The sequence below is a fragment of the Brachybacterium paraconglomeratum genome (genome assembly GCF_003994255.1).
GTDB classification, from domain to species: Bacteria; Actinomycetota; Actinomycetes; order Actinomycetales; family Dermabacteraceae; genus Brachybacterium; species Brachybacterium conglomeratum.
The window spans coordinates 17,908-36,550 of record NZ_ML133860.1 but is presented as its reverse complement, the minus strand read 5'-3'; the positions used below and the strand labels follow the sequence as shown (position 1 = coordinate 36,550).

Sequence of the window (18,643 nt, the reverse complement as noted above, 5' to 3'; positions counted from 1 at the left end):
GGCGGCGCCGCAGCGTCGGTAGACTCGTGCGCCGTCAGCCTCCATAGCTCAATGGATAGAGCAACGGCCTTCTAATCCGTAGGTTGCAGGTTCGAGTCCTGCTGGGGGCGCTCATAGCCCCGCACCGCCTTCGAGAGGCCGCCCATGATCCTCAAGGTGCTGAGCTTCGGCGCGATCGCGCTGCTGCTCCTCCTGCGACTCGCCCGCACCCCCTTCGGCGCGCGCCTGCTGGGCGTGCCGCTGAAGGTGCTGCACATCGTCTATCTCGCCGCGCTCGGGGTCGCCGGCATGCTCGCGATCCCGTACGAGCAGTGGGTCCTGCTGGCTGTCGTGGTGGTCCTGCTGGTGATCAGCCTGGTAGAGGAGGTCAGGCGGCGCTCCGCGGCACTGGAGTGACCCCGCCTCCCCTGGCGGAGCGTGCCGCGGAGCCGCGGCCTCGAGGCAGGGCGCGCCCGTGCCGTCGAGCCGACCGACGGACGCGAGAGGGGTGTGGGCATGTCCCGCACCGGCAGGATCTACGTCGTCCAGGCCGAGGCGGCGCGCGCGGAGATGCTCCGTTCCCGACCGGATCCGGCTGCTGTCCGTCGCGCCGGATATCCCCCTCCGCGACACCGATTCGGCACTGCGGGCCGGGCGCCCGACGCGGTCGAGGTCAGCCGGCGGCGACCTCGACGCGGGTGGTGACGGGCGTCGGGTTCTGGAAGAGGTCCAGGACGGGGCAGTGGGCGTCGACGGCCGCGCGGAGCTCCTCGTAGCGCTCGGCGCTCTCCGGTCCCGTGAGGCGGACGCGCAGGCGCACGTCCCCGAACCCGGCCCGCACGGACTCGTCCTTGCCGAAGAGCCGCGCCGCGTCGAGGTCTCCCTCCGCGGTGACGTCGATGTCGTCGACCTGGATGCCGAGCGCGTGCGCGTAGAGCCGGTAGACCACGACCTGGCAGGAGATCAGGGCGCCGAGCGCGACCTCGACGGGGCTCGCGGCGAGATCGTCGCCCGCGAGGGCAGCGGGCTCGTCCACGGCGAACTCGTGGCGGCCGGCGCGGAGCGTGCTCGCGACGGCGCCGACGCCCTGGCCGTTGACGGTGTAGGTGAGCTGTGCGGAGTCTCGGCGGGCGTCGATGCGCTCGCCCCAGGCGGTGCCCGCCGCGTCGAGGCGGTCGGCGCGGGCGGCGGCGCTGTCGGCGAGGTCGGCGGCGGAGACGGAGGTCGCGGTGGTGAGGGAGAAGGTGTCGGTGGTGGTGTCGGAGAGTGTCACGGCGCCACCGTAGGGACGGGCCGAGCGCTCGTCACGCCCTCCTGTCACAGGCCGTCATCCGTGCAGTCCGCCGTGTCGGGCCGACGAGAGCTCAGCGGCCGCGGTTTTGGTCCGCCAGCGCCCGGCTGTGCGCGGAGGACTCGCGGTTCCAGGTCTCCACCCAGTCCGGCAGCATGAGGTCCGCGGGCGGCTGCCCGACCAGGTCCAGCACCTCCTGCACGTCGACCGACCCGCCGGAGCTGCGCAGGAAGCGGGCGCGGACGATCGCGTCGGCGATGACGGTGTCGCCGCGGCGGAACACCTGCTCCATGTAGATCCAGCGCTCGTCGTACCCGATCACGCGGGTGGCGAGCTCGAACCTCTGCCCGAGGGTGAGAGAGCGGCGGTAGGTGATGGTCTGCCCGGCGACCACCGGGTACCAGCCGGCGTCGGTGATCCGCTTCCAGAAGCCGGAGCGGAGCATGAGGTCCATGCGGCCGAGGTCCATGATCGAGAGGTACCGGCCGTTGTTCATGTGGCGCTGCACGTCGAGGTCGGCCGGGTTCACGCGGAAGCTCGCACGAGAGGTGTCCCAGATGCCGAGCGGGGACTTCGCGCGCACTCGCAGCAGGAACAGCAGCAGGCGGAGGTACATGTTCATGGCGGATCCCTCCCGGGGCTCTCGTCGGCTCGTCGTCGACACCAGATGACCTCAGGGTAACTACCCGGGGACGGCACGCTCGTCCCCACCCCTCCCCGGAGGCCGCCCGGGGCATCGGGCCTCGCGCTACTGTTGTCCGGTGACCTCCAGCTCCACTCGTGCCATCAACGACCGCATCATCTGGGTCGACTGCGAGATGACCGGGCTCGACAAGCAGCGTGATGCGCTGGTCGAGATCGCCGTCCTCGTGACCGACGCCGATCTGAACATCCTCGGGGACGGCGTCGACGTCGTGATCAAGCCCCCGGCCGAGGCGCTGCAGGGCATGGATCCCTTCGTGGTGAACATGCACACCGTCTCCGGCCTGCTCGAGGAGCTCGACGGCGGCATGACCCTCGCCGAGGCAGAGGCGCAGTGCCTCGCCTACGTCAAGGAGCACTGCCCCGAGCCGGGGAAGGCGCCGCTGGCCGGCAACAGCGTCGGCACCGACCGCGCCTTCCTGGACCGCGACGTGCCCGAGTTCGCCGGCTGGCTCTCCTATCGCACCATCGACGTCTCGAGCCTGAAGGAGCTGGCCAAGCGCTGGTTCCCGCGGGTGTACTACAACATCCCCGCCAAGCATGGCGGCCACCGCGCGCTCGCCGACATCCGCGAGTCGATCCAGGAGCTGAAGTACTACCGCGAGGTGCTGCTGGTCTCCGAGCCCGGCCCCACCACCGCCCAGGCCCAGGAAGCCGCGCGCCGCTTCGAGCTGCGCGAGGACGCCGAGACCGCCCCGGCCCTGCCCGCGCCCGCTCCGCACGTGCCCTGGCTGGACCGCGCCTCGCACCGCAGCTGGCTCGAGGGCGAGGCCGACGAGCTGCTCGTCTTCGGCTCCGAGTCGGTGCGGGAGGACGGCGGATTCGCCTGGCTGGACGAGACCGGCGCCCCGGACCTCTCCCGCCCCTCCGAGCTGTGGATCACCTGCCGGATGACGCACGCCTTCGCGCTCGGCCACATGCTGGGCCGCCCGGACTTCGGCCGCTTCGCCGATCACGGCATCGCCTCGCTGCGCGGCGTCTTCCACGACGACGAGCACGGCGGCTGGTTCGCCTCGGTCGAGGGCGGCCGCACCGTGGACGACTCCAAGCAAGCCTACGCCCACGCCTTCGTGGTCCTCGCCGCCTCCTCCGCGACCGCCGCCGGCCGGCCCGGTGCGAAGCAGCTGCTGGACGAGGCGCTCGCTGTGCTCGATACGAAGTTCTTCGACGAGCGCTCCGGGATGAGCGTGGACACCTTCGACCGCAGCTTCTCCGAGTGCGAGGAGTACCGCGGGATCAACGCGAACATGCACACGGTCGAGGCGCTGCTGGCCGCGGCCGACGTGACCGGGCAGCGGCGCTGGCTGGACCGTGCCGTCGGCATCGCGACCCGGGCGATCGATGAGTTCGCGCGCGCCAACGACTGGGCGCTGCCCGAGCACTTCGACGTGGAGTGGTCGCCGCTGCTGGACTACAACCGCGACGAGCCCGCCCACCCGTTCCGCCCCTACGGCGCCACGATCGGGCACTGGATCGAGTGGTCCCGCCTGGTGCTCCAGGCCCGCGCGTCCCTCATCGCGCTGGACGGCGAAGCGCCGGAGTGGATGCTCGAGGCCGCGACCGCCCTGATGGAGAAGTCCGCCGCGGCCTTCGGCGCCGACGGAAAGCCCGGCTGGGTCTACACCGTGGACTGGGACGGCGCGCCCGTCTCCTCCGAGCGGATGCACTGGGTGGCGGCGGAGGCCGTCGCCGCGGCCGCCGTGATGCACCGGGTGACCGGGGAGCGCGTCTGGGCCGAGCGCTACGAGCAGTGGTGGGAGTACATCTCCACCTATCTGCTCGATCCCGAGGAGGGCTCGTGGTTCCACGAGCTCGACGCCGAGAACGAGCCGCAGGGCGTGACCTGGCCGGGCAAGCCCGACATCTACCACGCGCTGCAGTGCGTGCTGATCCCGCGCCTGCCCCTCGCCCCGGCGCTGTCGGCAGCGCTGCGCGACGGGCTGCTGGACAGCGACCTCTGATCAGGTCCCGCCGCTGATGACAGGACCTGCCCCCGGTGCTGCACCGGGGGCAGGTCCTGTCGGCGGGCGGAGGTCAGCTCTGCTCGAGCCGGGACGCGGCGGCCTCCATCCGCTCGATCTTCCCGTCGAGCTCGCCGCGGTCGTGGCCGGGGCGGATGTCGGCCTTGAGCACGAGCGAGACGCGGGAGCCGTAGCGGCCCGCCTCGTCGGTCGCGCGCTTGACGACGTCCATGACCTCGTCCCACTCCCCCTCGATCTCGGTGAACATCGAGGAGGTGCGGGTGGGCAGGCCGGAGTCGCGCACGACCCGCACCGCGGCGGCGACGGCGTCGTGCACGCTCGCGGCGTCGGCCCCCTCCCCGAGATCGCGGGCGAGGGCCGGGTCGGAGGGGGCACCGGTGGGCTGGACGGAGAAGGCGACGATCATGCCGCCAGTCTCCCCCTCCCCCAGGGGCGGTGCAACGCGGGACGCGAGCCCGTCACGTGGCTCTCCTGCTCCCGGTCGGCGGCGCTTCAGTAGCATCGACCAGGGCGTCCGCCGCTGCGGGCGCCTCCCCTCGACCAGAGCAAGGACAATGACTGCACATCGCCTCGGAATCGTCGGCTACGGGAACCTGGGACGGGGCGTGGAGCTCGCCGTCTCCCTCCAGGAGGACATGGAGCTGGTGGGCGTCTTCACGCGCCGCGACCCGTCGACCCTGACCACCGCCCTCGAGGACACCGCGGTCCGCTCGATGGACGCGCTCGAGTCGATGCCCGGCGAGATCGACGTGCTCGTGCTATGCGGCGGCTCGAAGTCGGATCTGCCCGCGCAGACCCCGCAGCTCGCCGCCCGCTTCACCGTCGTGGACAGCTTCGACACCCACGCCCGGATCCCCGAGCACTACGCGGCCGTGGACGCCGCGGCCCGCGAGGCCGGCACCACGGCGCTGATCTCCACCGGATGGGACCCCGGCCTGTTCTCGATCAACCGCCTCTTCGGCGAGGCGATCCTCGCCTCCGGCGACACCTACACCTTCTGGGGCCGCGGCCTGTCCCAGGGGCACTCCGACGCGGTGCGCCGCGTGGACGGGGTCGCCGGCGCCGTCCAGTACACGATCCCCTCCGAGGACGCGATCGCGCGGGTGCGCGCCGGCGAACGGCCCGAGCTCAGCACCCGCGAGAAGCACGTGCGCGAGTGCTTCGTGGTGCTCGAAGAGGGCGCCGACGCCGAGGCGGTGCGCGAGGAGATCGTGACGATGCCGCACTACTTCGAGCCCTACGACACGACGGTCCACTTCATCACCGCCGAGGAGCTCGCCCGCGACCACCGGGGCGCGCCCCACGGCGGTTTCGTGATCCGCTCCGGCGAGTCCTCCCCCGGCACGACGCAGACCATCGAATACCACCCGCAGGAGGAGTCGAACCCCGAGTTCACCGCGAGCGTGCTGGTCGCCTACGCCCGGGCCGCCGCACGCCTGGCCGCCACCGGCGAGCACGGCGCGCGGACCCCCTTCGACGTGGCGCCGGGCCTGCTCTCCCCGAAGTCGCCCGAGCAGCTGCGCGCCGAGCTGCTCTGAGCGGCGCCCCGCTGTGACCGCGGGAGGGCCCGGTCGGCAGGTGCCGTGCGGGCCATCCGTCCGGCGGCTGCTGGGGCGCATCACCCGGCGACGCCGAGCGAGGATCGCGCCCGCCGTCGTGGCGCCGTCCGGGCCGCTGTCGCCGATGCAATGCGTCTCACACTCCTGCGAGCCGCTTCGTGGAGGAAAGCACCGCTCGGACCGGGTATGCTGATCTCTCGTTGCAGGCCGTCAGGTCGCACATGGTGGTCGTAGCTCAGTTGGTAGAGCTCCTGGTTGTGGTCCAGGCGGTCGCGGGTTCAAATCCCGTCGATCACCCCAAGAAACGCCCTGGTGACAGGGCGTTTTTTCTTTACCCGCCGCTCGTGCGGGCCACCTTGCGGACTACGCCGCACCTCGTAGGAGACCTCCGTGGCAGCCCTCGCTCGTCGGGTCGCCCCTCAGCGCGCAGCCCGACGGCCGGCCCTCCCCTCAGCTCCGCGGCACCTCGCGCACCACCCGCGCCGGGGAGCCGACGACGACCGTCCCGGCGGGGACGTCCTTCGTCACCACGGACCCGGCGCCCACCACGGCGTCCTCCCCGATCGTGACCCCGGGCAGCACGGTCGCCTTCGCGCCGATCCACACCCGGTTCCCGACGACGATCGGCGCGGGGTGCAGATCCGCACGGCGCGCCGGGTCCATGTCATGGTTCAGCGTCGCCATCACGACATCGTGCCCGATCAGGCAGTCGTCGCCGATCGTGATGCCGCCCTGGTCCTGGAAGCGGCAGCCGGAGTTGATGAACACCCGCTCGCCGAGGCGGAGGTTCCGCCCGAAGTCCGCGGTCAACGGAGGGAAGAGCGTGACGCTCTCCGCGATCTCCATGCCGGTGAGCTCGGCCAGCAGCTCCCGCACCCGCGCGGGCTCGTGATAGGAGCCGTTGAGCTCGGCCGTCACGCGCATCGCCTGCTGGCTCGCCACGTGCATGACCTCGTGCAGCGGCGAGCCGCCCTCGATCCGCTCCCCGGCGTTCATCGCGTCCAGCAGGTCCTGCAGCTCCACGGCTCTCCTCCTCGCTCCGACCGCAGCACGCGGCCTCGGAGGCAGGCTACCGACACTCGCACGGCGAGTCGGCGGCGGACGGTGCCGGCGGCGCCGGGGGCCTGGCCCGACGCCGCGGTTCGCTCTAGGGTCGATGGCGGCGACACGCCGCATCCCGGTCGGCTCCCCGTCCTGCGGGCGCCGTAGGCCGCGGCGCATCGGTGCGGGGCGGCGGAAGGATCCCATGTCCTACGGTCTCCTCCTCACGCTCGTGATCTGGGCGGGGGTCATCGCCCTCATGCTCAGGCCCCCGCGTCGCCCCCTACTGCTGGCCCGGGCCGTGTACTACCTCAGCGTCGCCCTGAACGAGCTGCCGATGCTGGTGCTGCTCCTGCTCACGCTGAACCTCGCCCCCTCGCTGCTGCCCTCCGACGACGGTCCCGCGCTCGGGCCGCTCGCCGCTGCGGCCGGGATCACCCTCGGGCTGTTCGTGCTCCTCGGCCTCGTGCTGATCCAGCGGCGGATCTCCCGCAGCCGCGCCGTGATCCTCCGGATCGTGGGCCGCCCGGAGGGGGCGCGCCCCTTCCGCTGGGCCTGGCTGTCTCCGCTGCCGCTGCGCCCGCGGGAGGTCGAGCGCGTCCCGGGCCTCGCCTACGGCCCGGGCGGGCGCGAGCACCGCCTGGACCTGTACCGTCGCCGCGACCATGAGGCGGACTCCCCCGCCCCGGTGCTGCTGTACTTCCACGGCGGCGGGTACTCCACCGGCAGCAGACACTTCGAGTCCCGCCACCTGATGCACCGCATGGCGCACCGCCGATGCTGGTGCTCCACGGCACGCTGGACAACTGGGTCCCGGTCCAGCAGGCCCGGGACCTCGCGGCGCACCTGCGCGCCGGCTCGCCCTCCCCGGTCCTCTCCGCGGAGTTGCCCGGTGCCCAGCACGGCTTCGACGTGTTCGCCTCCCCGCGCTTCCGCGCCGTCGTGGACGGGATCGAGCGCTTCCTCGCCCCGCTCGAGGACCACGAACCGGCCGGCTCCTCCCGTCGGCGCTGACCGTGCCCGCCGGGACCATCGCTCCCGGCCCGCGTCAGCCGCGCCCTCCGAAGAGCCGCCTCACCCCGCGGAGGAAGCCGCCCGGCGCGTCGATCGACATCGGCTCGGGGGCCGAGGGGTCGTCGTCCAGGACCAGCAGGGCGGTGCGCGGGATGTCCAGCAGCTCGAGCAGCTGGGCGAGGGGATCGCCGTCGACGGTCCGCACGGCGCACAGATCGCGGAGGCGACGCGCTCCCTCCCCCACGCCGAAGGCCTCGACAAGCGCCTCGCCGGTCGTGGCACGCTCTGCGGAGTCGTCGATCTGCTCGACCCAGCCGGTGTTCCACTGGATGAGCTCCATGAGGTCCTCCCGGTCCTCGAGGACGGCGCCGGAGCCGCTGCCGCGCCACAGCACGAGCACCGGCTGGTCCTCGCCCGACGCGTCGTCGAGGTCGAAGGGCCCCGCGCCGAGCTCGGGTGTGTCGGCGGAATGCACGGTGAACCAGTCCCCGCCGATCTCCGTGAGCACCCAGCCCTCCTCCCCGTAGAAGAACTGCTCGGCGAGATCGCGGCGTCGCGAGGCATCGCCGCGGTCCAGCAGCACCTCCCGGAAGGTGTCGTTCTCCAGCTCGGGCAGCCCGTTCCTGCCTCTGGCCCCGCCGAGGGCCTCGGCGACCTGGGAGAGGGCGAGGTCCTCCTCCTCCGCAGTCGTCTCCCCGAGCAGGTGCTCCTCGAGAGCGAGGCGGAACGCCGCCTCGGTGCCGGGCATCCCGAGCGTCGCCGCGATGGCGGCGGGAACCTCCCCCGGGATGCTCGCGTCGTGGATGTCCCAGGCGAACCTCCGCTCCGCTCCCCCGGTGCGGACGCGCACCACGCGCGGATCCCCGACCTCGCCGAGGAGCACCAGGTCCCAGGTCTCGGGGAGCGTCGTCTCCTCCTCGACCCAGGCCGCGGTCCACCCGCTCGGGGCTGTGGGCCCCACGTGCCACGTCCGGTCAGGGTCTTCGGGGAGGCGGAGCGGGGCGAAGGCAGCGAGGATCTCGTCCTGCGAGGCCCGGGCGATGAGGAGCATCTGCTGATCCTAGAGGTCGCGCAGGTCGCCGCGGTGGCCGAGGCGGCGGGAGATCTCCTCTGTCGCGGCCCGCAGCACCTCCGCCGCCTCGGGCAGCCGCTCCGGGGCGAGCCGGTAGGCGGGGCCAGCGGCGGAGACGGCCGCGATCACGGTGCCCTCGGGGCCGCGCACCGGGGCGGCGAGCGCGACCAGACCCTCCTCGAACTCCTCGACGGCCTGGGCCCAGCCGCGCTCGCGCGCCTCGTCCAGCTGCCGTTCGAGAGCGGCCGGATCGGTGAGGGTGCGCGCGGTGAAGGACTCGAGCTCGCCGCGCAACAGCTCGCGTCGCTGGGCCGGGTCCAGGTGCGCCAGCAGCATCTTCCCGCTCGAGGTCGCGTGCAGCACGGTCCGGTCGCCCACCCAGTTGTGCATCGCGACGGTGCTGCGGGCCTGGGCCTGGTAGAGGTTCACCGCGACGCCGCCGCGCAGCACCGCGACGTTGACGGTCTCCCCGAGCTCCTCGGCGAGCGCCTCGCAGACCGGGCCCGCGATCGCGGTGAGGTCCCGGCGCGGCCGGGCAGCGGAGGCCAGGCGCAGCAGACCCACGCCCAGCTGCACGGCGCCGTCGTCCCCTCGCTCGACGAGGTCGTGCCGCTCGAGGGAGGCGACCAGGCGCGAGGCGGTGGAGGCATGGACCTCCAGCTCACGGGCGATCGCCGCCACGCTCGCCCCGTCCTCGCGCGCGATCGTCTCGAGCACCTTCACCGCCCGGTCCACGGACTGCACCGCCCCGTGGGCCGTCGTGCTCCGCTCCGTCGTGGCTCGCTCGGTCATCCCTCGCTCCGTCCTCCTTCTGCTCGGCGCCGCGTCCGGGGCTCTGTGCCTCGTCCGCTCCGACGCCGTCGGCCCGAGGATACCGCCCTCGTTGCGCATTGCGCACACCATTGCGCATACTGCACGCGGGTGCCAGAGTAGGAGGACAGCGGACATCGACGTCCCGACCCGAGGAGGACACCATGGCGGTGAACCCCGATCCCGGGGTCATGCTCTACCCCCGGATCCGCAAGTCCCCGTTCTTCTACGCCTCGAGACAGCACGTGGTGGCGCTCTACAGCGTCTACAACCACACGTACCACCCCCGGCACTACGGCGATCCGCTCGCGGAGTACTGGGCCCTGCTGCAGGGCGTGACCCTGTGGGACGTCGGCGTGGAGCGGCAGATCGAGATCTCCGGCCCCGACGCCTTCGACTTCACCAACCTGCTGGTCACCCGCGATCTCTCGAAGTGCAAGGTGGGCCAGTGCAAGTACGTCTTCCTCTGCGACCAGCACGGCGGGATCCTCAACGACCCGATCCTGCTGCGCCTGGAGGAGAACCGCTTCTGGCTCTCCCTCGCCGACAGCGACATCCTGCTGTGGGCCCGCGGCGTCGCGGCCTACGCCGGGATGGACGTCAGCATCGAGGAGATCGACGTCGGCCCCGTGCAGGTCCAGGGCCCGAAGTCCTATGCCGTGCTGCGCGATCTCGTGGGCGAAGCGGTGGCGGACATCCGCTACTACTACCTCCACGAGTTCACGATCGACGGGATCGAGGTGATCGTCTCCCGCACCGGGTACACCGGCGAGATCGGCTACGAGATCTACGTCAAGAACGCCTCGCACGACGCGGAGCGGCTCTGGGCGAAGGTGCTCGAGGCCGGCGAGCCGCACGGCCTGCGGGTCATCGGCCCGTGCCACATGCGCCGCATCGAGGGCGGGATGCTCGCCCACGGCGCCGACATCACCGTGGACACCAACCCCTTCGAGGTGGGGATGGGCTACGACTGGATGGTGGACCTCGACCAGGAGGCCGACTTCCTCGGCAAGGCGGCGCTGGCGAAGGTCAAGGCCGAGGGGCCCAGGCGCATGCTCGTCGGCCTCGAGATCGGCGGCGAGCGGCTCGGCACCTACAACGACGGCTCGATGATCGACCACTTCCCCGTGATGCACGACGGCGAGGTGGTCGGGAAGGTGACCTCCGCCTGCTTCTCCCCGCGGCTCGAGAAGAACATCGGCCTCGCCCTCGTGCCGGCGGGACTCTCCGCCCTCGGCACGGAGTTCACGGTCGACGTCGGCGAGCGCCCCGGCGCCCGTCTCCCCTCCACCGTCCCGCCGGTGGCGGCGACCGTGGTGCCGAAGCCGTTCATCGACCCGGCGAAGGAGCAGCCGAAGGCCGATGTCGGAGCGCTCGCCGGGGAGGCCGCCGCCGGTGGCTGACCGGGCAGGCACGTCCGCGACGTCGGGCCCCGGGGGCTCCCCTCCCCCGAACCCGGCGTCACGGCAGGCGCAGTTCGAGGTGATCCCGCTGCCCGGCATCGCCGAGCGCGCGCTCGAGCACCTGCCCGCCGGGTCGCGGGTGACGGTCACCGCCTCCCCCGCCCAGGGGCTCGAGGCGACGCTCGAGGCGGCGACGGCGCTCGCCGCCGGGGGCATGGTCGCGGTCCCGCACCTCGCCGCGCGGATGGTCGAGGGGCCGGACGCGCTCGAGAGGATCCTGGAGCGGCTCGGCGGCGCGGGCATCGAGGAGCTGTTCGTCATCGCCGGGGACGCGACCCCGCCCGCGGGCCCCTACGACGGGGCGCTCACGCTGCTCGAGGCGATCGCCCCGGCCGGGCGCGGGCTCGTGGTCGGCGTCGGCGCGCATCCCGAGGGGCATCCGCATGCCGACCCCGCGGCGGCGCTCGAGCTGCTGCGGCGGAAGGCGGAGCACGCCTCCTATGTCGCCACCCAGATGCTGTTCTCCCCGGACCCCCTGCTGACCTGGGCGGAGCAGCTGCGGGAGGCCGGGATCGACATGGCGGTGCGCCCGGGCGTCGCGGCGCCGGCGAGCCGCACCCGGCTGCTGCGGATCGGCACCCGGATCGGGGTGGGCCGCTCCCTGCGGATGCTGACCGCCGAGTCCTCCGGCGTGCGGCGACTGCTGGGACCCGGCCACTGGGACCCCGACCCGCTGCTGGACGCGCTCGCGGCGGCCGAGCTCCCTGGACTCGCCGCCCCGCACGTGTTCACCTTCAACTCCCTCGCGGAGACGGCGGCGTGGTGGCAGGCGCGCATCGGGCGCGCCTGATCCCGGGGTCGGTCGGACCACGGCCCGCTCCTCTCGAGCGACGGCTCGGCGGCTCGGGCACCGCCCCGTCCACGGTCGGCGCGCGTCCACGTCGCGCCCAGTCCGCTCTGGCAGGATCGACCTCCCGAACCCGCATCCCGCGAGGAGAGTCGACGGATGGACGCAGCCCCTTCACCGCAGGAGCCCCCTGAGCACAGGGTCCGTGAGCTGGTCACGGCGCGCACCGGCGGGCATGTCCCGACCCCGGCAGAGCAGGAGGAGATCGCGGCGGGGCTGCGGCAGGTGTACGAGGAGTTCATCGCGCTGCGGATGCACTACCAGTTCGGCATCGACGAGGTGCTGACGAAGGTGGAGGTCCTCCGCAAGGAGTTCGAGCAGATGCACGACTACTCCCCCATCGAGCACGTGCGCACTCGGCTGAAGTCGGTGGAGTCCCTGATGGAGAAGGCGCTGCGCACCGAGGGCGAGATGACGGTGCGCGCGATCCGCGAGCGGATCCACGACATCGCGGGCATCCGCATCACCACCAGCTTCGTCGCGGACGCCTACTGGATCGCGGACATCCTCGCCGCCCAGGGCGATCTCGAGGTGCTCACGGTCAAGGACTACATCGCCTCCCCGAAGCCCAACGGCTACCGCTCCCTGCACCTGATCGTGCAGGTGCCGGTCTATCTCTCCACCCATGTGGAGCAGGTGCCCGTCGAGCTGCAGATCCGTACGATCGCGATGGACTTCTGGGCCAGCACCGAGCACAAGCTCTCCTACAAGTACGAGAAGAAACTCCCGCCCGCGCTGCGGGCCGAGCTCGACGACGCGGCCCGGGTCGCGGACGAGCTCGACCAGCGGATGGAGCGGCTGCGCGGGGAGATCCGTCCGCAGGCCGCGCCCGGCGGGGGCAGCGGCCTGTTCCCGGGCAGGCCCGGGCCTGCCGCGCCGCCGACGGGCAGCGCGGCAGGCTGAGCCGCTCAGCCGCGGCGCAGGGCCTGGCGGAAGGCGCGCCGGTACTGGGGCGGGACGATCTCGCCGTCGCCGCGCAGGGCGAGGGCGGCGTCCAGGCCCCAGTTCGGCTCGCGCAGGAAGGCGCGGCCGACGCGCACCACGTCGGCCTGACCGGTGGCGAGGACGTGCTCGGCCTGGAAGGGCGTATCGAGCATGCCGACCGCGGAGACCGGCATCTCGGTGTGCTCGCGCAGGTGCGCGGCCAGCGGCGTCTGGTAGCCGGGGCCGACGGGGATCTCCGCCCCCTCGGGCAGCACGGCGTTGCCGCCGGAGGAGACGTCGACCATGTCCACGCCGTGCTCGCCGAGCCAGGTGACGACCTGGGTCGCCTGGTCGAGGTCGAAGCCGCCCTCGACCCACTCGGTCGCCGAGATGCGCACCAGCAGCGGCATGCCGACGGGGACAGCGCCGCGCACCGCGTCCACGACGCGCAGCAGGAGGCGGGCACGGCCGGCGAGCTCGCCGCCGTAGGAGTCGGTGCGCTGGTTGCTCAGCGGCGAGAGGAACTCGTGCAGCAGGTAGCCGTGGGCGGCGTGGATCTCGATCAGGTCGAAGCCCGCCTCGACGGCGCGCACGGCGGAGGCGACGAACGCCTCGACGACCTCGTCGATCCCCGCCTCGTCCAGGGCGGTGGGCTCCGTGAGCTGGTCGTAGGCGATCGCGGAGGGGGCCACGGTCTCCCAGCCGCCGTCGGCGCCTGCGAGGGAGGCGCCGGGGTGCGGGGTGCCCCACTCGGGCTCGGTGGAGGCCTTGCGCCCGGCGTGGGCGAGCTGGATCCCGGCCGCCGCGCCGAAGGAGTGGATCAGGTCGACGATCGGGCGCAGCGCCTCGCGCTGGGCGTCGTCCCACAGGCCGAGGTCCTGCGGGGCGATGCGCCCCTCGGGGACCACGCCGGTGGCCTCGAGGATCACGGCGCCGGCGCCGCCGCGGGCGAAGGAGCCGTAGTGCATCAGGTGGTAGTCGGTGGCGACGCCGTCACCGGCGGCGACGGAGTACTGGCACATGGGCGGGACCCAGATCCGGTTGCGGACGGTGAGGTCGCGCAGGGTGATCGGGGCGAGCAGGTGCTGGGACATGGAGGGACCTCCGTGGGTCGGGGGCGGTCGGGCCGGCGGCGCTCCGTGCGGGACGCCGAGCGCGGCGATGTCCGGGACGCTAGTGCGGCCCGACATGCGCACGCCAATAGCAGGCCCTATGGGAGGTATCCCTCTTCCTATGGCGTGAGGTCATCGGCGCGGCTAGCCTCGGCGCTGTGACGACCTCCACTCTCGCTCCCGTCCAGGACCTCAACCTGCTGCGCACCTTCCTCGCCGTGCACCGGGCGGGCTCCTTCACCGCGGCGGCCCCCGCGCTCGGGCTCACCCAGCCCACCGTCACGGCGCAGATCCGCAGCCTCGAGGAGCAGCTGGGGCGCCAGCTCTTCCAGCGCCTGCCGCGCGGGGTGGAGCCCACCGCCTTCGCCCGGGAGCTCGCCGAGCGGATCTCCGGACCGCTGGACGATCTCGACGTGGTCGCGGGCGGGAACTGCGAGCTCGACGGGCGCACCGCGCCGGTGCACCTGGCAGGGCCCCCGGAGCTGCTGTGCTCGCACGTGCTGCCCGCGCTCGCCCCGCTGGTCGCGGGCGGGGTGCGCGTGCACGTGGCGACCGGGGAGGACGAGGAGCTGCTCGAGCAGCTGCGCGAGGGCCGGCACGACCTGCTGATCACCGCCCAGCGGCCGCGCGGCCGGGCGCTCTCGGTCACGGAGCTCGCGGAGGAGGAGCATCTGCTGGTCGCCGCCCCGGCCTGGGCCGGCCGCGTCGAGGCGCGCTCGGAGGGCGTGCCGGTCTGCGCGGCCCTCGCGGCGGTGCCGCTGGTCTCCACGGCCGACGACATGCCCGTGGTGCGCCGCTACTGGCGCACCCAGTACGGCAAGCAGCATCCCGCGGTGGGCCCGGCCCTGACGGTGCCGTCCCTGCACGCAGTGATCGCCGCGGTGCGGGCCGGGGCCGGCTACTCGGTGCTGCCGCGCTCGCTGTGCGCGGCGGACCTCGCCGCGGGCTCGCTCGTGCAGCTCCAGGAGCCGGAGCGCCCGCGCACCACGACGCTGATGCTGGTGCAGCGCCCCGGCGCCGAGCAGAACTCCGCGACGGGGCAGGTGGCGGAGGCGCTGCTGGAGGCGGCCCGGACGGCGGAGAATCCTCGCCTCGCGCCTGCGTGACCGGGACCACGAGGCCCATACTGGGGGCATGACGGGGAACACCGCTCGACGACGAGTCCTGATCACCGGAGCGACCGGAGGGATCGGCTCCCACCTGGCCCGCACGCTGACGGAGGACTACGAGCTCGTCCTCCACGGCCGCGATCCGGACGAGGCGCCGCCGGGGAGGCAGCTGCGCCTCGCCGACCTCGCGGACCTCGAGGAGGTGGCCGCGCTCATGGACGGCGTCGACACCGTCGTGCACATGGCCGGGGCCTCCTCGCCGGAGTCGAGCTGGGAGGCGGTGCTCGAGGCCAACATCGTCGGCGTGCGCAACGTGCTCGAGACGGCGCACCGGGCCGGCGTGCGGCGCGTGGTGCTGGCCTCCTCGAACCATGCCTTCGGGATGTACGACCGCCACGAGCTGTGGCCTGTCTACCCCGACCAGCCGCCGCGGGCGGACTCCCTGTACGGGGTCTCGAAGGTCTTCGGCGAGACCCTCGGCCGCTTCTACCACGACGAGCACGGCCTGGACGTGATCTGCCTCCGCATCGGCTGGTTCAGCGAGGACCCGCTCGAGGCGGAGGAGGAGATCCTGCGCGCCATGTGGCTCAGCCCTGCGGACTGCACCGAGGTGGTGCGGTGCGCGATCGAGGCGGAGGTCCGCTTCGGGCTGTACTACGCCATCTCCGACAACCCCGACCGACGCTGGTCCATGACGAACACCCATCTCGAGCTCGGCTACCGTCCCCGTGACGCCTGGACGTCCCTGCCCGGTGCGAGAGAGCACGTCGTCGAGGGAGGTGCCCCGGTGCGGGACTCCTGGCCGCGCGGTTCATGAGCGGCGCCCAGGAGCCGCGCTCCTCCCCCGCCGTTCGCCCAACGCCGCAGCAGTCCGGATCGGCGGCGCCCGCGGCGACGCCGCCGCCGGCGGCACCATCGGGCCGCTCGGCGACCGCCGTCCGCGCGGCCCGCGGCGCACGGGTCGCCGTCGCGATCCTCGTCCTGGCGGCCCTGCTCACCAGCACCCTCACCGCGATCCGGGACGGCTCCCTCGCTCAGCACCTCTCCTTCTTCACGAACCAGTCCAACCTCGCCTTCGCCGCCCTGCTGCTGGCGGGGACGGCGCTGTCCCGGCGACGGCGACCGCCGTGGTGGGACGACCTGCGCGGCGCGGTCGCGTTCTATCTCGTGATGACCGGGACCATCTACGCGCTGCTGGTCGCGCCGCTGGACGAGCTGCTGCGCTGGGACATCGGCTGGACGGGGATCGTGCTCCACCGTCTCGCCCCGGTCGCGGCGCTGCTGGACTGGCTCCTGACCCCGCGGCGCCGCACCCCGTCGGCCCGGCGGGTCCTGGCATGGCTGGCGTATCCGGTCGTGTATCTCGTCGCGACCTGGGTGCGCGGGGCGTGACCGGCTGGTACCCCTACGCCTTCCTCGACCCGACCGCGTCGTCCTGGCCGCATGTGCTGGCGACGACCGGCGTGGTGCTGCTCGCCTTCCTCCTGTTCGCGGCGCTCGTGCACCTGGCGGAGGGTCGGCTGCGCAGGAAGGAGGTCCCGGCCGGGGCCCTGGAGCGCTCGCTAGGGTGAGGCCATGAGCCTGCCGACCTTCGACCCCGCCGGACTCGAACCCCGCTCCGCGACCGACGAGCTGCGCGAGCGCTCGCCGCTGGCGCGCACGCCCGACGGGACCTGGGTGGTGCTCGGCCACGCCGAGGCGCTCGCGGTCGTCGAGGACGCGGAGAGCTTCTCCTCCGAGGTCTCCCGCTTCCTCCAGGTGCCGAACGGCCTCGACGGCGCCGAGCACGCCGCGATGCGCGCGGCGACCGATCCGTTCTTCGGTCCCGAGGAGATGGCCCGCCTCGCCCCCGTGCTGCGCGAGGTCGCCGGGGGCCTCGTGGAGGAGCTGCTGGACGGGGTGGGAGCGGCCGGCACGGAGATCGACGCGGTCGCGGCGCTCGGCGCGGTGTTCGCGGTGCGCGGGCAGACCGCGTGGCTGGGCTGGCCCGCCGTGCTCGAGCCCGAGCTGCTGCAGTGGATGTCCGACAACCACGAGGCCTCGCGCTCAGGAGAGCTGGAGCGGACCCGCGAGGTCGCCGAGCACTTCGACGCGATCATCCGCTCGGTGCTCGCACCCCGTCGGGCCGCCGAGCAGGACGCACCGGAGGATCCGACCACCGCGCTGCTGCGGCTGCGGGTGCCGCTGCCGGATCCCGAGGTGCCGGGCTCGACGGAGCGGGCGCTGCACGAGGAGGAGATCGTCTCGATCCTGCGCAACTGGACCGGCGGGGACCTCGGCTCGATCGCGCTGTGCACCGGGGTGCTGCTCCACGCCCTCGCCCATGCCCCCGCTCTCGCGGACCGGGTTCGGGACGGCTCGGACGAGGAGGCGACCGCGATCATCGACGAGCTGCTGCGCATCGACGACCCCTTCGTCTCCAACAGGCGGGTCACGACCTGCCCCGTGTCCCTCGCCGGTCACGAGATCGGTGCGGGCGAGCGGGTGCTGGTGCACTGGACCTCGGCCAATCGTGACGGGCGGGTCTTCCCCGATCCGGAGGCGCTGGACCCCGCGGGGAACGCGGAGCGGAACCTGGTCTACGGCGCCGGTCCCCACGTCTGCCCGGGCCGCCCCCTCGCGACGCTCGAGCTGCTCACGCTGCTGAAGGCGCTGCTCTCCGCGGCGGACGTGCGCCCCGGCGAGACGCCCGGCGAGCGGGAGATCGCGCCGGTGGGCGGCTGGGCACATGTCCCGGTGGTTCTGGTGCCGCGGGGCTGAGCGCCGTCGCCGCGCGGCAGGGCGGGGGTGCTCCGCACCTGCGCGCGGGCCCTGCGCGGCCGACGGCCGGCGCCGGCGCACCACGAGATCGAGAGGTCAGTCGTGCCCCTCGGCGATGAGCGAGGCGAGCTGGGCGATGCCGGCGGAGTCTCCCTGGACGGCCACGCGCTGCTCCTCGCCCTCCAGGTGCGCGAGGGCCTGCTCGCGCCCCCAGGCCCACAGGTCCAGCGCCTGCGCGGTGCCGGCGGCGCGGGCCCGAGGCAGGTCGCCGGGAGCCTGCCCCTCGGACAGGAGGCGGCCGACGGGGGCGTCGAACTCCTTCCCGTCACGGGGCCGGGTCCCGCTCCAGCGGCTGATCTCCAGCATCCGGGCGGTGCCGCCCTCGGGGGCGATCTCGACGACGGCGACGGGACGCGTCTCGGCCCAGTCGGGGATCCACTCGAAGCCGGCGGGCCACATCACCTCGAGCACGTGGGCGAGCCCGTCGGCCGCGATCTGCCGCGGGATCGGGGTGACGGAGCGGCCGGCGGTGAGCTCGGCGTCGACGCGATGGATCGTCGCCTCGTGGGTCTGCATGCGGCGGGTGATCCCCACGCCCTGGACGGCGGAGTACCAGAACCAGGCGGGCTCGTCGTCGGCGCGTGCGACGAGCTGGGACAGCAGCGCCTCGGTCGCACTCGCGCGGCGGGCGAGGAGGGCGTCGCGCTCGGCGGGCCGCGCGTCCTTGCCCTCCTCGATCGCCATGACCTGCTCCTCGTCGGTCGCCCCGGACTCGAGGATCGCCGCCCAGAACTCGTGGACCTCGGCGAGGTGCCACAGCAGGTCGTCGGCGGTCCAGTCGGGGCAGGTGGGAACGCTCTGCTCGGGGTCGACGGAGGTGAGGGCGGCGACGGACCGCTCGGTCTCCTCGCGGATGTGGGCAACGGCATCGATGCTCATGGCCCCATCGAAGCACCCCGGGGTGACGGACGACACCCC

At 73.2% G+C, this 18,643-nt stretch carries 20 protein-coding genes and 2 tRNA genes; 14 read left to right on the top strand and 8 right to left on the bottom strand.

Annotated features, from left to right (window positions below):
- The first annotated feature begins 37 nt into the window (after nt 1-37).
- Both DS079_RS13985 and DS079_RS13980 read left to right on the top strand, forming a co-directional pair.
- Nucleotides 38-110, top strand: a tRNA-Arg gene (locus tag DS079_RS13985).
- 34 nt (nt 111-144) lie between these two features.
- Nucleotides 145-396 carry a hypothetical protein gene (locus tag DS079_RS13980; protein ID WP_053918101.1) on the top strand — a complete coding sequence of 84 codons (252 nt, stop codon included), beginning with the start codon at nt 145-147 and terminating at the stop codon, nt 394-396.
- Between the two features lie 256 nt (nt 397-652).
- Here the strand turns inward: DS079_RS13980 and DS079_RS13975 are convergent, their stop codons facing one another.
- A complete protein-coding gene (locus DS079_RS13975) occupies nt 653-1,252 on the bottom strand; it encodes an OsmC family protein (protein ID WP_126988468.1) in 600 nt (199 codons plus the stop codon).
- A 91-nt stretch (nt 1,253-1,343) separates the two neighbouring features.
- Nucleotides 1,344-1,892, bottom strand: a complete 549-nt coding sequence (locus DS079_RS13970) for an acyl-CoA thioesterase (protein ID WP_126988467.1) — start codon at nt 1,890-1,892, stop codon at nt 1,344-1,346.
- Between the two features lie 139 nt (nt 1,893-2,031).
- Between DS079_RS13970 and orn the strand changes: the two genes are divergently transcribed.
- On the top strand, nt 2,032-3,933 hold the full coding sequence (gene orn, locus DS079_RS13965; protein ID WP_126988466.1) for an oligoribonuclease: 1,902 nt from the start codon (nt 2,032-2,034) through the stop codon (nt 3,931-3,933).
- A gap of 73 nt (nt 3,934-4,006) precedes the next feature.
- On the opposite strand, the gene DS079_RS13960 is transcribed toward orn, so the two are convergent.
- Nucleotides 4,007-4,360, bottom strand: a complete 354-nt coding sequence (locus DS079_RS13960; RefSeq protein ID WP_126988465.1) for a thiamine-binding protein — start codon at nt 4,358-4,360, stop codon at nt 4,007-4,009.
- 148 nt (nt 4,361-4,508) lie between these two features.
- Here DS079_RS13960 and DS079_RS13955 point away from each other — a divergent pair, with 148 nt between their 5' ends.
- Entirely contained in the window at nt 4,509-5,492 is a 984-nt protein-coding gene (locus DS079_RS13955) for a diaminopimelate dehydrogenase (protein WP_126988464.1), read from the top strand.
- Between the two features lie 245 nt (nt 5,493-5,737).
- Nucleotides 5,738-5,813, top strand: a tRNA-His gene (locus DS079_RS13950).
- Between the two features lie 150 nt (nt 5,814-5,963).
- Here DS079_RS13950 and DS079_RS13945 read toward each other — a convergent pair.
- Nucleotides 5,964-6,536, bottom strand: coding sequence for a sugar O-acetyltransferase (locus DS079_RS13945; RefSeq protein WP_126988463.1), 573 nt, complete (start codon nt 6,534-6,536; stop codon nt 5,964-5,966).
- Nucleotides 6,537-7,331: 795 nt separating this feature from the next.
- Between DS079_RS13945 and DS079_RS13940 the strand changes: the two genes are divergently transcribed.
- Nucleotides 7,332-7,568: an alpha/beta hydrolase family protein gene (locus DS079_RS13940; protein ID WP_126988462.1), complete on the top strand. Its 237-nt coding sequence runs from the start codon at nt 7,332-7,334 to the stop codon at nt 7,566-7,568.
- Nucleotides 7,569-7,602: 34 nt separating this feature from the next.
- Here the strand turns inward: DS079_RS13940 and DS079_RS13935 are convergent, their stop codons facing one another.
- Together DS079_RS13935 and DS079_RS13930 are read right to left on the bottom strand one after the other, a co-directional pair.
- Nucleotides 7,603-8,619 (bottom strand): hypothetical protein, encoded by a 1,017-nt coding sequence (locus DS079_RS13935; protein WP_126988461.1) that lies wholly within the window; start codon nt 8,617-8,619, stop codon nt 7,603-7,605.
- 9 nt (nt 8,620-8,628) lie between these two features.
- Nucleotides 8,629-9,432 carry an IclR family transcriptional regulator gene (locus tag DS079_RS13930; RefSeq protein ID WP_126988460.1) on the bottom strand — a complete coding sequence of 268 codons (804 nt, stop codon included), beginning with the start codon at nt 9,430-9,432 and terminating at the stop codon, nt 8,629-8,631.
- 182 nt (nt 9,433-9,614) lie between these two features.
- On the opposite strand from DS079_RS13930, the gene DS079_RS13925 reads away from it, so the two are divergent.
- The 3 genes from DS079_RS13925 (at nt 9,615) to DS079_RS13915 (ending at nt 12,663) form a co-directional block, all read left to right on the top strand.
- Nucleotides 9,615-10,853 carry a glycine cleavage T C-terminal barrel domain-containing protein gene (locus DS079_RS13925; RefSeq protein WP_126988459.1) on the top strand — a complete coding sequence of 413 codons (1,239 nt, stop codon included), beginning with the start codon at nt 9,615-9,617 and terminating at the stop codon, nt 10,851-10,853.
- 79 nt (nt 10,854-10,932) lie between these two features.
- Nucleotides 10,933-11,703, top strand: coding sequence for a methylenetetrahydrofolate reductase (locus DS079_RS13920; RefSeq protein WP_241237674.1), 771 nt, complete (start codon nt 10,933-10,935; stop codon nt 11,701-11,703).
- Nucleotides 11,704-11,859: 156 nt separating this feature from the next.
- Entirely contained in the window at nt 11,860-12,663 is an 804-nt protein-coding gene (locus DS079_RS13915) for a GTP pyrophosphokinase (RefSeq protein ID WP_126988457.1), read from the top strand.
- A gap of 5 nt (nt 12,664-12,668) precedes the next feature.
- Here DS079_RS13915 and DS079_RS13910 read toward each other — a convergent pair whose 3' ends face one another.
- Complete coding sequence (locus DS079_RS13910) at nt 12,669-13,778, bottom strand: NADH:flavin oxidoreductase/NADH oxidase (protein ID WP_126988456.1); 1,110 nt, start codon at nt 13,776-13,778, stop codon at nt 12,669-12,671.
- Nucleotides 13,779-13,954: 176 nt separating this feature from the next.
- On the opposite strand from DS079_RS13910, the gene DS079_RS13905 reads away from it, so the two are divergent.
- Genes DS079_RS13905 through DS079_RS13890 form a run of 5 tightly spaced genes read left to right on the top strand, consistent with a single transcriptional unit; the run spans nt 13,955 to nt 17,665 of the window.
- Nucleotides 13,955-14,902: a LysR family transcriptional regulator gene (locus tag DS079_RS13905; RefSeq protein WP_126988455.1), complete on the top strand. Its 948-nt coding sequence runs from the start codon at nt 13,955-13,957 to the stop codon at nt 14,900-14,902.
- Between the two features lie 28 nt (nt 14,903-14,930).
- Nucleotides 14,931-15,722: an NAD-dependent epimerase/dehydratase family protein gene (locus tag DS079_RS13900; RefSeq protein ID WP_126988454.1), complete on the top strand. Its 792-nt coding sequence runs from the start codon at nt 14,931-14,933 to the stop codon at nt 15,720-15,722.
- Nucleotides 15,719-16,297 carry a Pr6Pr family membrane protein gene (locus tag DS079_RS13895; RefSeq protein WP_241237673.1) on the top strand — a complete coding sequence of 193 codons (579 nt, stop codon included), beginning with the start codon at nt 15,719-15,721 and terminating at the stop codon, nt 16,295-16,297. The genes DS079_RS13900 and DS079_RS13895 overlap by 4 nt, the downstream gene beginning before the upstream one ends.
- Nucleotides 16,294-16,476, top strand: a complete 183-nt coding sequence (locus DS079_RS17500) for a hypothetical protein (RefSeq protein WP_241237672.1) — start codon at nt 16,294-16,296, stop codon at nt 16,474-16,476. Before DS079_RS13895 ends, DS079_RS17500 begins: the two co-directional genes overlap by 4 nt.
- Before the next feature lie 4 nt (nt 16,477-16,480).
- The gene (locus DS079_RS13890) at nt 16,481-17,665 is read left to right on the top strand and encodes a cytochrome P450 (RefSeq protein WP_126988453.1); all 1,185 of its coding nucleotides are present in this window, start codon (nt 16,481-16,483) and stop codon (nt 17,663-17,665) included.
- Nucleotides 17,666-17,761: 96 nt separating this feature from the next.
- Here DS079_RS13890 and DS079_RS13885 read toward each other — a convergent pair whose 3' ends face one another.
- Nucleotides 17,762-18,604 (bottom strand): maleylpyruvate isomerase family mycothiol-dependent enzyme, encoded by an 843-nt coding sequence (locus DS079_RS13885; protein ID WP_126988452.1) that lies wholly within the window; start codon nt 18,602-18,604, stop codon nt 17,762-17,764.
- Between the last annotated feature and the right edge of the window lie 39 nt (nt 18,605-18,643).

What these genes read in the sequence shown, in the direction of transcription:
- DS079_RS13980 (WP_053918101.1), top strand. Translation starts at nt 145, where the DNA reads ATGATCCTCAAGGTGCTGAGCTTCGGCGCGATCGCGCTGCTGCTCCTC.
- DS079_RS13970 (WP_126988467.1), bottom strand. Translation starts at nt 1,892, where the DNA reads ATGAACATGTACCTCCGCCTGCTGCTGTTCCTGCTGCGAGTGCGCGCG.
- DS079_RS13960 (WP_126988465.1), bottom strand. Translation starts at nt 4,360, where the DNA reads ATGATCGTCGCCTTCTCCGTCCAGCCCACCGGTGCCCCCTCCGACCCG.
- DS079_RS13955 (WP_126988464.1), top strand. Translation starts at nt 4,509, where the DNA reads ATGACTGCACATCGCCTCGGAATCGTCGGCTACGGGAACCTGGGACGG.
- DS079_RS13940 (WP_126988462.1), top strand. Translation starts at nt 7,332, where the DNA reads ATGCTGGTGCTCCACGGCACGCTGGACAACTGGGTCCCGGTCCAGCAG.
- DS079_RS13935 (WP_126988461.1), bottom strand. Translation starts at nt 8,619, where the DNA reads ATGCTCCTCATCGCCCGGGCCTCGCAGGACGAGATCCTCGCTGCCTTC.
- DS079_RS13930 (WP_126988460.1), bottom strand. Translation starts at nt 9,432, where the DNA reads ATGACCGAGCGAGCCACGACGGAGCGGAGCACGACGGCCCACGGGGCG.
- DS079_RS13925 (WP_126988459.1), top strand. Translation starts at nt 9,615, where the DNA reads ATGGCGGTGAACCCCGATCCCGGGGTCATGCTCTACCCCCGGATCCGC.
- DS079_RS13915 (WP_126988457.1), top strand. Translation starts at nt 11,860, where the DNA reads ATGGACGCAGCCCCTTCACCGCAGGAGCCCCCTGAGCACAGGGTCCGT.
- DS079_RS13910 (WP_126988456.1), bottom strand. Translation starts at nt 13,778, where the DNA reads ATGTCCCAGCACCTGCTCGCCCCGATCACCCTGCGCGACCTCACCGTC.
- DS079_RS13900 (WP_126988454.1), top strand. Translation starts at nt 14,931, where the DNA reads ATGACGGGGAACACCGCTCGACGACGAGTCCTGATCACCGGAGCGACC.
- DS079_RS13895 (WP_241237673.1), top strand. Translation starts at nt 15,719, where the DNA reads ATGAGCGGCGCCCAGGAGCCGCGCTCCTCCCCCGCCGTTCGCCCAACG.
- DS079_RS13890 (WP_126988453.1), top strand. Translation starts at nt 16,481, where the DNA reads ATGAGCCTGCCGACCTTCGACCCCGCCGGACTCGAACCCCGCTCCGCG.
- DS079_RS13885 (WP_126988452.1), bottom strand. Translation starts at nt 18,604, where the DNA reads ATGAGCATCGATGCCGTTGCCCACATCCGCGAGGAGACCGAGCGGTCC.